General features: G+C 52.0%; 7 protein-coding genes. 3 read left to right on the top strand and 4 right to left on the bottom strand.

The window, feature by feature from the left end:
- The 4 genes from J7380_RS11365 to J7380_RS11350 all read right to left on the bottom strand — a co-directional run.
- Positions 1-2,075 (bottom strand): matrixin family metalloprotease (locus J7380_RS11365; RefSeq protein ID WP_209195852.1); only part of this gene is annotated, 2,075 nt, incomplete at its 3' end.
- 301 nt (positions 2,076-2,376) lie between these two features.
- Positions 2,377-5,070 carry a glycosyltransferase family A protein gene (locus J7380_RS11360; RefSeq protein WP_209195851.1) on the bottom strand — a complete coding sequence of 898 codons (2,694 nt, stop codon included), beginning with the start codon at positions 5,068-5,070 and terminating at the stop codon, positions 2,377-2,379.
- A gap of 49 nt (positions 5,071-5,119) precedes the next feature.
- The gene (locus J7380_RS11355; protein WP_209195850.1) at positions 5,120-6,343 is read right to left on the bottom strand and encodes an FkbM family methyltransferase; all 1,224 of its coding nucleotides are present in this window, start codon (positions 6,341-6,343) and stop codon (positions 5,120-5,122) included.
- A gap of 143 nt (positions 6,344-6,486) precedes the next feature.
- The gene (locus tag J7380_RS11350) at positions 6,487-8,280 is read right to left on the bottom strand and encodes an ABC transporter ATP-binding protein (protein WP_209195849.1); all 1,794 of its coding nucleotides are present in this window, start codon (positions 8,278-8,280) and stop codon (positions 6,487-6,489) included.
- Between the two features lie 436 nt (positions 8,281-8,716).
- On the opposite strand from J7380_RS11350, the gene J7380_RS11345 reads away from it, so the two are divergent.
- Genes J7380_RS11345 through glf form a run of 3 tightly spaced genes read left to right on the top strand, consistent with a single transcriptional unit; the run spans position 8,717 to position 11,562 of the window.
- Positions 8,717-9,517 carry a glycosyltransferase family 25 protein gene (locus J7380_RS11345; protein WP_209195848.1) on the top strand — a complete coding sequence of 267 codons (801 nt, stop codon included), beginning with the start codon at positions 8,717-8,719 and terminating at the stop codon, positions 9,515-9,517.
- Positions 9,514-10,404 (top strand): hypothetical protein, encoded by an 891-nt coding sequence (locus J7380_RS11340; RefSeq protein WP_209195847.1) that lies wholly within the window; start codon positions 9,514-9,516, stop codon positions 10,402-10,404. The genes J7380_RS11345 and J7380_RS11340 overlap by 4 nt, the downstream gene beginning before the upstream one ends.
- Positions 10,405-11,562: a UDP-galactopyranose mutase gene (gene glf, locus J7380_RS11335; RefSeq protein ID WP_209195846.1), complete on the top strand. Its 1,158-nt coding sequence runs from the start codon at positions 10,405-10,407 to the stop codon at positions 11,560-11,562.
- The last annotated feature ends 2 nt before the right edge of the window (positions 11,563-11,564 follow it).

The raw sequence follows: 11,564 nt of genomic DNA, 5'->3' as shown, positions 1-11,564 counted from the left end.
ATTTCGGTGCTGCCGTTGATCAGGTACATGCCTTGGGTCGAGGATGACAGAGTCGTCGATCCATCGTCTTCGATCAGGGTGGTGAAATGACCAGTGGTTCCGTCGTTGTTGATATCCGCTCCGTAGAATACTTCTACATCGATCACGTTGCCCACAACGCTTCCGCCGATAAGCGCGCCCTGACCGTTCAGGATCCACTCATAGTAGTCACCGTTCACGTTCTGCCACAGAACGTTGTACCCACCGTTTGCTGCTTCGGCCTGGATGGCGCTCCAGCCCGAGATTGAATTGGGGCCGACGGGTGCCCCGTTTTGCAGGATTTCGGTGCTGCCGTTGATCAGGTACATGCCTTGGGTCGAGGATGACAGAGTCGTCGATCCATCGTCTTCGATCAGGGTGACCTTGTGGCCGATTGTGCCGTCATTGTTGAGGTCTGTGCCGTAGAAAACTTCGACATCAACTACGTTTGTAATGTCGCGCCCGCTGACTCTCTGGCCCTGATCGTTTAGCGCCCATTCGTGATAGGCGCCTCCTGTGTTTTGCCAGAGAAGACCAAAGCCGCCAAATTCATTCGCCTGCGTTTGAATCGCGCTCCATCCAGCGATCGAAAACGCGCCTACAATCGCACCATTGTTGGTCACTGCGATATTGCTGCTGCTACCCCCAACCAGATAAATCCCGTGTGCCGCGTGCTGCAGGGTGGTGCCGGTCGTTTCGATGTCAAAGATTTGCGTCGCTGCCGAAATCTGCGGCAATGTATATTGCTGGGCGCCCCAAGCGAACTCGAATCCTTCGACGTCGTTCATGACCGTAAATGAAGCGCGGGTCACTACATTGAAGATAGTGTAGGAGCTGCCATTGTTCAGGAACAGGTAGGTGTTTACAGCGCTGGCAAACCGGACGGTGTCCCAGCCTTCTCCGCCCTCGAATGACCCAGTATTGTTGACTACGATTGCAACGTCGTTATCTTCATTGCCATAGACAGTGTCTGCGCCACTGCCATTGGCAAGGTGAATGATATCCTGTCCAAAGCCACCGCGGATTGTATTGTTGTTGGTGCCGTCTGACACCGAGTAGATTGTGTCGTTTCCGCCGTTTCCGTTCAGAACATTCTGAGCGGTGTTCCCAATGATGATGTCGTTGCCCGATCCACCCGAGGCGTTTTCAATCACGACTCCGGCTGCGATGGTGAAACCACCGTCTACGCCCTGGACATATGAAACGGCACCACCCCCCATATTATCGTAGCCCAGCGTCGCCGGACGCAGGTCGATTGTGGCTGCTGCGCTGCCGGTGTGTCGGATCGTATCAATTCCGCCGGTGTCCCAGATTGCCTGATAACCGACGCCAGATGAATTGAACGACGCCAGATTGTAGCTGTTCGTGCCCGAGTTATAGGAGGTATTCGCGCCATACATTGCCTGCAGTGCCGCGATATCAAGAGCGCCCAAGCCAGTCGACCCTCCCCAGGCTGAATTGGCTGGCAGTATTCCGTTTACCTGTGTCCAGCCGTCGTTATAGGACATGACGGTAAAGATACCTTGGTTCAGGTTACCTGTACCAAAGGAGTTAAACGGTGACGTTACGCCGGACATGACGGTCGTCCCCAAGCCACCGTCATGCGGATGGCCCAGCCCAAGCGCATGGCCCAGTTCGTGCAACAGGGTTGTAAAAAAGAACCCTCCTGGATCCCCGTTTCCGCCAGGACCAGCCGTCCAGAAATCTGTATTGAATGCTCCCTCAGAGGGGCCGTTGAACGGTGTTACATGGTAGCCAAGGATATTGGGCGAGTCGAAGAAATTCGGGTTTGAGGATGGGGATATGACTTCGTAAATATCCGCGTCTCGCCAGTCGTTGACCTCGACAAACTGGATGTTTGCAACGGATTCAAAAACCGCCAGTGCGGCCCGGAAGTCATCTTTGTACGCGCTGGTCCAAGCTTGCGACCCCGCGTATTGGTCAAAGTTGTATGTAATTGTCGTGACCGTATTTGGGTTGCCGTCTCCATACGCCACATTTCCTTGAATGGCGCTGAGAGGAGAAGAGATATTTGGGGTCGGAATGGATACGGTCATATCAGGCCTCAAGAGCTTGTCGTTCAATAGTTCAACAAATTCACGCCAAAGTTGTCATTTTCAAGGCGGCAATCTCCCTTTGATACAAAGTCTGCGGGTGATCAAATCAATTCTTGCCGGTTTGGTTTATTCCGCCCCAATGTCGTGTCGCAAAGGCCACGAAAGCCCAACTCAAGTGGGAAAACGCGGCACCTTTTTGAATAGAAAGCAGGCTCTGCCGGATAGGGTCATCTCGGGCAGATAATATGCAAGCCTTGCGATAGGTTGCAGTAGACCAAAGGGTGTTGAGCCCTTTGGAAATTTATCTCACGTCGCCGTACCCGGGCAAGGTTTTTGCTGCTTTGCCGGTTAGGTACGCCCAGTAGAGCTTACGGATATCGCCCTTGGCGTCTTTGCGCTTGCGCCGGAACCAAAAGAGCAATTTGAGGTTCGACCAAATCTGGTGCGGGCCAAACAAGTCAAGAGCTGCCCATCGGCGATAGTCGTCGATAAACTCAGGGTCGATTTTCTCCAAACCCCAAAGATGAGTGTTTAGCTGAACACGCAGGTAGTTAACGTAAGTCCCGCGCTCTGCGGAGTTCAGGGCTATGTTGCGAACAGTTTCCAACAAAGGGAAGTGGATGAAAAGGCGGTCATCACTGATCGCAACGTCCTGGCCTTCGCGTTCCTGTCGGTAATTTAGAATTACCTTTGGGACATATGGTACGTTAACTATTTCGCTTAGCGCGTGAAACTGAAACGGCAGATCGTCAAATCGTCGGGCCTTTACCTCAAATTCGATCTGATGCGCGTCCAGAAATGCTTTCTTATAGAGCCGCCGCCATATTGTTGGGCGACCAAGAATACCGTTGGCACTACTTCGATAGTCAATGCCACCCGGGCCGGGCCAGCGGCTGTTGGATTCCAATGGCAGTTCGTGTTCGAAACGGTTGTTGGGATAAGCAAAGCGCCAATCACCTTCAACAACATCAGCGTTTGATAAAACGGTCAGGCGATACAAATCGTCCAGAGCACTTTGCTCCATCCAGTCGTCCGAGTCGACAAAAGTGACGTATTCGCCCTTTGCCTCGACCATGCCCTGCATCCGGGAAGACGCACAGCCGCCATTTTCCTTGTTGATGACCCTGACGGTCGGGTCGCGCTTTGCCCAAGCATTACAAATCTCAGGGGACCTGTCGGTAGCCCCGTCATTGACCAGCAAAATCTCACGATTCTGCAGCGTTTGATTACTTAACGATTCAACACATTCGTCAAGATACTCTTCGACGTTATAGACTGGAACGACGACACTGACTTCTGGCATTTCAGGCGGCCTTGACCTACCCGAAACCAGCAAGCCGCTTTGACCGCTCATGCAAAATGCAGAGCTGAATGACTGCATTGCCCGGTGCAAATCGACAGGGTCAATGTCCAAGTCACTAAATGTCCCGCAGACATATTCGGGTGCGGGTAACGAGGTGCCGCTTGACGTATTGAACGTCTCCAAAAAAGAAAGATCGTCCAGCGATCTGACATACAGAAAATTAATCCTTTTCCATCTGCCCAACTCAGGCGCTGCGGATGCCACTTCGTCGAATATGATCAAGTTCGCCACATTCGCGGTCCGGGCCTTGGCGGCAAGTGCATCTCGCCGTTGTTCATTGCGACAAACGAGTATGACGCGAGACTTTGGCCGGTCTTTGGCGAAACGAAGGGCACCATCTGTTCCGTCGGCGTCGATGAAAACCGCTGTACCGTCAACAGGTGTTGTCGCCCAGCCTATGCCCCAATCCCAAAACGCGTGTTTTGAAAATGTGTCAGTTGCAAGTTCAGGCGCGTTGAAACCAACTGTTCGGTACTGCGTCCATGGCAGGCCATAACGTTTCCGGCGCAGGCTGAGAGGACGCGAAATCTTCCAAGCAAGGGGTAGGCCATCAAGCGCGGACTTTATCGATCCGTCACCAATAAGCCCTTTTGCGATCAACCGCGCGGTTACCTTGTCGGACAACGCCAGTTTCCGGACCCACTTCTTTGGAAACTTTCTGTGAAGACTGGGTTGGGCAGCTAAAAACTTGTGGCGCAGTTGAACCGCAATAGACTGCCGACACCAATTTATGATGCGCATGTAACCGGCAAGCAGGTTGCGACCGCACTCATCGTTCAGGTCTTGGATCGCAGGATGATCCAAAGCGTCCGAGACGTTGCTCAGGACGTCGAGCCGCCCTTCGCTTTTGCTTTGCGTAATCGCCCCTGAGCGTCCTTCGCGATAAAGCAGCCCGATTTCGTTGAGGATCCCCACGCGTCCGCCAATTGCCAGTGCTATAGAGTGGATGCCAACGTCTTCGAACAGACGTCCTTCTGGGAAACTAAGATCATGTTCCTCGACATACGCACGTTTCCAGATTCGTGCGCATGTCTTTGGTTCTGTGCGGAATACTCTTGGTTCAACCTGCGGGCAAAACTGTCTATGCTGCAGACCGCCCAGAATGCTGTCCCAGATTTCGCTGTCGTAAAAGGGACGAACAGCCAAAGTTGTGTCGGAAAACACAACCGAGCGGGAAAAGACCTGAGCACAATCAAATTTTTCCGCATAGCGAACCATTCGTTCGTAGGCTTTGGGGGCCATCAGATCGTCGCCGTCAAGATAGGCGATGTAGGGTGCGGTTGCTACTTCGCGGCCTGTGTTTCTAGCGGCGGACAGGCCCCCGTTTGGGCGATTCAGAACCATCCAACTTGTGTTGCATTCGGAAAGTATTGCACCTGCGATATCCGCGGTCTCATCTGAGCTGCCGTCATTGACGACAATCACTTCGATTGTCAGATTTCCTGCGGCAGCAAAAACTGAATGCAGCGTTTCTGGCAAAGTGGTCGCACAGTTATACGAGGGAATAATGACACTAAGTTCGGGGGTTGGACCGGACTTGTTTTTGAGAACTTCTGTTTTGAATTGGTTTCGGTCAGCGGCACTAATTCCGCTGATTTTCTTGTCCGAGCAACCAGTGATCGAGAATTCCATGTGGACACTTTTCTTGTAAGCAGGATTCTGTTTGTGGAATACGCGAATACTATGACAGCAATCCACGGAGGCGAGATTTGATTCGTGTAGACATTCCAATTTTAGCATGAATATCTATCCAACCGGTGTTTTCCGGATTCCGGGCCCTCAGATTGTCGATTTCGCGCTGAATACTATTTTCAGAAACCCATTCGCCAGGAGTTTCCTCTCCGAATGGTCCGCTCGACGGGCCAAGAAATGTGTACTTCACAGTCTTGCCCTCGCGCGCGGGCTCAAGCGCGGAGCTGCCGGAGACACTCATCTGATCGATCACCTTAAAGCTGCTATAGCCAGCTCGGGACAATGTCGCTACGCGATCCGACCAGTCGTCAAAACCGGATTCAAAGCTGACATATGTTGGTTTTTCCGTCAGGTCACCGATCGAGTCGATCACGGTGCCGTCGAATCCTTCGATGTCGATCTTGGCGTAATAGGGCACACCGAAACTTGGCCAGATATGTGCTGGATTCACGGTTTTGATCTCACATGACTCGACTGGCCCCAACCGCAAAGCCATGTCTTTGTCGAATGAACTCTGTTCCGAGTTCACCAACGACACGTGAAACAGCAACAATCCGTTTTCTTCAGCAACGCCCAAGTTTAGCAAGACGAGGCGTCCGTCGTTGATTTCCTCTGCAAACCGGGTTGCGTTGCGTTCGGCGATCTGGGGGTTGGCTTCGATTGCGACCACTCGGAACCCCTTGGCAAGATAGAATTCAGTATCGCTTCCCGAGTGCATCCCAAAATCGTAGATCAGATCATCCTGACGCTTTGTGAGATGGCCTTCGGGAAATTCAGCGACCTCGCGAATAACACGCTGCAAAGCTGTTGTGACCAGCTTTGACGTGGCTTCTTCGAAACTGAAATTCCAAATTTCTCCGGATCCGCAGACTTTACCAACCTTGGACAAATCGACAGGAATCTCAACTGAACCGTCGATATCGTCACCCGATAGCTTGAGGCCCTCTGAGGTGCGTTGCAATTGGATCGTAATACTGTCTTTGCCTTTAAGCTTGATCGAATTGATCAATTTCACCCAATTCCCGCCGTCTTGTTGCTGCGAAACAGAAAGCTTGCCGTTCTCAACTCTTATCGTGGCGGCGGCAGTTTCGTTTTTTCGCTGAAAAGTAATGAACGTGCCGTCGTTCTTCATGGAAAGAGAGAAAGTGGTGTTGAGTCGGATTTCTCCACTTGCCAGCCACAGTTCTCTCCAACCTGTAAAAGTGTTATTCATGCCAGAGTCCTAAATTCGAATTGTTCTTCTATGTATCCGCGAAACAGCGTTTGGTCTTGGGGGTATTGCAGCACAGCCAATCGGTCCACTGGATATTTGCGGGCACCGTCAAAAGCCTTCTCTCGTGTTGAAGCTCGTGTTTTTCAAGATTCTACTTCGTTTTTTTGTTTTTCGGTTTCGTGCGTTTTGAATTGTTGATCGAATAGGCTGCGGAAGCTGCCGTTCTTTTCCATCAACTGTTCAAGATTTCCTTGTTCGATCACCGCTCCATCCTGAACAACCATGATTTTGTCCGCCTCAAGAATCGTAGAGAGCCGGTGTGCGATCACAATAACGGTCACGTCTTCGGTCAGCGAATCCAAAGCGGCTTTAACCAATGATTCGGATTCTGCATCCAGTGCGCTTGTTGCTTCATCCAAAAGCAGAATCTCGGCTTTGCGCAGTATTGCGCGAGCAATCGCTATACGTTGTTTTTGCCCACCGGACAGGAATGTTCCGTTCTCGCCGACCTGTGTTTCATAACCATCGGTCAATTCAGTGATGAAATCATGCGCATGGGCAGCTCTTGCCGCGGCTATGACCTCTTCATCGGTTGCTTCGGGGGCCGAGCAGCGCAGATTTTCCATAACTGTTGTGGAAAACAGAAAGGTGTCCTGTCCTACATACGAAATCTTTCTTCTGAGCGATGCATAGCTGACATGACGCAGATCTTGTCCATCTATTTCTACGCTGCCGTCCTCGGGGTCATAGAACCGCATGATCAAGCCGAAAATAGTTGACTTGCCGCCGCCCGATTGCCCGACTAAAGCTGTGGTCTTTTTGGCTTCGAAGTTGACGTTCATCTCTTCAATAACCGGCATGGCGCCGTTGTAACCGAAGGTGACGTTGCGCAGAGAAATATCGCCAGGACCCTCTAAAAGGTCACGGGCGTCGGGGCTTTCTTTCATTGTATCTTCTTGATCCAGAAGACCAAAAAGCAAGCCAACACCAACCAGGCATGTCTCGATCTGAACGCGCATTTTGGACAACCTTTTCGCGGGCTCATACGCCATCAGAAGGGCTGTGATGAATGACATTAACTGGCCAGCAGTCGGTTGTTCACTGCCTGCAATGCCCATAGTGCTGACCACCAGAACACCGGCCACGGCAAGACCTGCAAGAAACTCCATCAGTGGGCTGGCGATAGATTGAAGTTTTGCGATGTCATTCGAACGGTTTTCGACTTTGCGGATCGCAGTGTCCATTCGGTTTATCATCCTGTCTTCCAACGAGAAAACCTTGATGACTTTGATGCCAGCGGACGTTTCTTGCAAAACTCGAATGATCTCGGCCAGAGACTTGAATTCTGCTTGCATGATCGATCGCACGCTTTTTAGCAGATATCTCACACCCAACAACGCAACCGGACCAACAATAAAGAACATGCCCGATAGTACAGGTTGCTGATAGACCATCACGATTATAAGGCCGATAAGAGTGAGGGTATCGCGCACAAAGCCGGTCACGATGACATCAATCAATTGCCTTGCCGCCTGCGCCCCGTGGGTTGTGCGCATCAAAAGGTCTGAGGATTCGTTTGACGCAAAAAACGAAATGCCATGAGTCAGCAGTTTTCGATACACCCGATCCTGCTGTGCAGCGACAATTCGATTTCCCGCGCGGGCTAGGTAGACGGCTTGTACATAAGACGCCACGGCCTTGACTAAAAACAACCCGATGACACCCAAGGCTATTATGTGGGCCCAGCTCCGCAATTCCGGGCTGGTCATAGCGTCAATGATAAATTCCATCATATAAGCTGACCCAGCGGTTGTTACCGCCACCGCGATCATCGCGACGATCGCGACTGCATACAGGCCACCCTGCGCATAGAAACTCTCGCTGAGGAGGCGGCCCATATAGCCAGATCGCCAATTGTCCCAGGCACGCTTAATCATTGCGTTCTCCAGATCGTGAAACCATGCGCTCGCTCAGATAACCTATATTCTGTCCTGTCAAAAGAGCGGACTGTAAGGCGTGACAACTTGATAGAGGGCAGGTGTGTCGAGAAAGCCGTCGCGTCATGGTAATGGTCTGGCTGATCGGCAGGTGAATGGCGGGAAATGTCCAATTTGGGCGTGATGTTGCGCAAAAAAAAACACGAGTTGATCGGGATCAGTTTAAAAGTGTTAATATTGTGATACAGTTATGTGTCAGTGAGCACAAACCGGTATTGAGGAGCGTTACTCGCAATTCGCGTAAAGAGTGTGGTGGTAGGCGGATATTTGCCAGAGGCTGGCTGCTCTGATCCTGCTGCTGAATCTGTTAATTTATGTAGTTGTTGTTGCAGCTTGCGGCCACTAATAAGGCCGCGTATTTGAGTGGAATAGAACCGTGTCTATAAGAGCTGTTGTTCTCAGTTTGCCGAAAGATGTTCAACGTAGACGATTCTGCGAAGCGGAGCTTGCGAAGTTTGGCGTCACGTTTGAGTTTTCGGATGCTATCCCTGGACATAAGCTCGATACGCCAAATCTGCATCAGATTTACGACACGAATGAAAATCGTACAAAATTTAAGCGCCCGCTCAGCCTGAACGAAGTTGCCTGTACGCTGGGCCACCGTCAGATCTGGCAAAAACTGGTGGATTCTGGCGACCCTGTTTGGCTGGTGCTCGAAGATGACGCGACATTTGTGCAAGATCCAAGATCGTTTCTGGATGCGATGCACGAATGTTCTGAGTGCTTCGAAAGCGTGATGATAAAACTGGACGGAGTTCCGGGGAAGAACGTGCAAGTCCTTAAGGAATTTGCGGACCAAGATCTGGTCCTATCAGATCACCTGCCACCTCGAACAACGGGGTATATCATCGGCCGCAAAGCCGCGGCGCAGCTGCTTGAAATTGATGCTCCGATTGCCCGGCCTGTTGATATCGATCTGAAGTTCTACTGGGAACACCGGGTACCGATACTTACGCTGGCCGCTCCGATGATCTCTGAGCGCGAAGCACTCGGTAGTTCGATCGACCATTGCCGTAAAAAAATGAAACCGGGATCGCCTCTGCTCAGGTTCGCGCGCAACCTCGTTTATCAGGCCAAATATACTCACGGCAGGCTAAGCCACCCTTTGAATCCTGACAGAATCGAAGGGTTAGGCCCATTGTTGCGCGCCGGGAACAAGGTCCGAAGCCACGTATGAAGAAAAGCCTCGTCGTTGTCCGTGCGGGCAGCAAGTCATTGCACCACCGATGGTGCGAAATCCCCTATGAAGATCGCGACTATGACCTGATCGTCAGCTTCTTTTCCGACGAAGCCTATAACAGCTTTGTCGCAGAGGACGGGGTTGAGGCGGTCCTGCTGAAAGGCGGCAAGTGGGACGGTTTGTACCAAACGCTTATTGACCGGAACCTTGAGGGTTACGACTATTTCTGGTTGCCTGATGACGATCTGGACATCAGTGCGCAGGACGTCAATGCCATGTTCGCGTCGATGCGGCATTATGGTCTTCGCATTGCTCAGCCATCGTTGAGTTCAGAAAGCTATTTTTCGCATTTCGTATTCAGCCAGTGCCCGGGCTTTGTTCTGAGATACACAAACTACATCGAGATTATGGCCCCTTGTATGCACCGCGATGTGCTGCAGAAGGCACTGCCCCTGTTTCAGAGCACCATGAGCGGCTACGGGCTGGACTATATCTGGTGTCGTTGGGCCGAGGCCGGTGCATTCAGGACAGCCATTCTGGACGAGATCGCAATGCATCACACCCGCCCCGTCGGGAAAAACCTGAAGGCGGCGATGGCGGCTTCTGGTAATCTCAGTTCAGAAGAGGAAGAGGCGGTTCTGAAAGAGATGTTCGATTTGTCACGACGCATTGTTCCGATCGTGTTTGCGGGTATCTTGCAGGGCGGACAACCCATCTCGGGGCGGTTGAAGTTGGGTTGGTGGATGTGCCGTGGCTGGATGTCCGTTTTGAACGCCTTTCGCAGCAAGGCCGAGGCACGGTCAGGCATATTCAAAATCGCTAGGCGACAGTTGATCAAGCCGCTCGACATGAGCACGATTTCACCGAAACACGAAGGTAAATAGATGAACAAAGGTCGATTTCTGATGGTAGGGGCCGGGCTTTCTGGCGCGGTGATTGGTCGTGAACTTGCCGAACAAGGGCATGAAATCACAATCATCGACAGTCGCGACCACATAGGGGGCAACTGCCACACCGAGCGCGATGCGGATACAGGCGTGATGGTACACGTCTACGGCCCGCACATCTTCCACACGGACGATGAAGAAGTGTGGAACTACGTCAACAGCTACGCCAATTTCCTGCCCTACAAGAACCGGGTCAAGACGACCTCGAAGGGTCAGGTGTTTTCGCTGCCGGTGAACCTGCATACGATCAACCAGTTCTTTGGCAAGACGATGCGCCCGGACGAAGCACATAAGTTCATCACCGAGGAGCAGGCGGACACTTCGATCACCGACCCTCAGAGCTTTGAAGAACAGGCGATGCGGTTTGTTGGCCAGGACCTTTATGAGGCGTTCTTCAAGGGCTACACCATCAAGCAGTGGGGATGTCATCCGTCCGAACTGCCCGCCTCGATCCTGAAACGCTTGCCTGTTCGCTTCAACTACGATGACAACTACTTTTTCCACAAGTTCCAGGGCATGCCGGAAAACGGATACACCGATATGATTGCGGGTATTCTGGATCACCCCTCGATCACTGTGAAGCTGGGCACGACATTCGACCGCAGTATGGGCGATGACTTTGACCACGTTTTCTATTCGGGGCCGCTGGACGGGTATTTCGACTATGAGCTGGGCCGGCTGGGGTATCGTACGCTGGATTTCGAACGCTTCACGTATGATGGTGACTACCAGGGGTGTGCTGTCATGAACTACGGTGAGGAAGAGGTTCCATATACCCGTATTACCGAGCACAAGCATTTCGCGCCGTGGGAAACGCATAACGGTTCCGTGTGTTACCGCGAATTCTCGCGAGCGGCCGAACCGGACGACATTCCTTATTACCCTATCCGTCAGGTCAAGGAAAAGGCGCTGCTGGGGGATTATGTCGAGCTGGCCAACAAGGCCGAAAATGTCACGTTTGTCGGCCGCCTTGGCACCTATCGCTATCTGGATATGGACGTCACTATCCGCGAGTCTCTGGACACAGCGAAATCGGCGCTGTCCGCGATTGCGGCAGGAGAGAAACTAAAGCCGTTCTTTGTGACGGTTCTCTGAGT

The sequence above is a fragment of the Ruegeria sp. R8_1 genome, assembly GCF_017743815.1.
Classification (GTDB): domain Bacteria; phylum Pseudomonadota; class Alphaproteobacteria; order Rhodobacterales; family Rhodobacteraceae; genus Ruegeria; species Ruegeria lacuscaerulensis_A.
Note: the sequence above shows the minus strand (reverse complement) of the source record. Positions and strands in the feature narration are given on the sequence as shown.

Bases quoted from the DNA above. Each gene is read 5' to 3' on its own strand.
- J7380_RS11360 (WP_209195851.1), bottom strand. From the start codon at position 5,070: ATGGAATTCTCGATCACTGGTTGCTCGGACAAGAAAATCAGCGGAATT.
- J7380_RS11355 (WP_209195850.1), bottom strand. From the start codon at position 6,343: ATGAATAACACTTTTACAGGTTGGAGAGAACTGTGGCTGGCAAGTGGA.
- J7380_RS11350 (WP_209195849.1), bottom strand. From the start codon at position 8,280: ATGATTAAGCGTGCCTGGGACAATTGGCGATCTGGCTATATGGGCCGC.
- J7380_RS11340 (WP_209195847.1), top strand. From the start codon at position 9,514: ATGAAGAAAAGCCTCGTCGTTGTCCGTGCGGGCAGCAAGTCATTGCAC.
- glf (WP_209195846.1), top strand. From the start codon at position 10,405: ATGAACAAAGGTCGATTTCTGATGGTAGGGGCCGGGCTTTCTGGCGCG.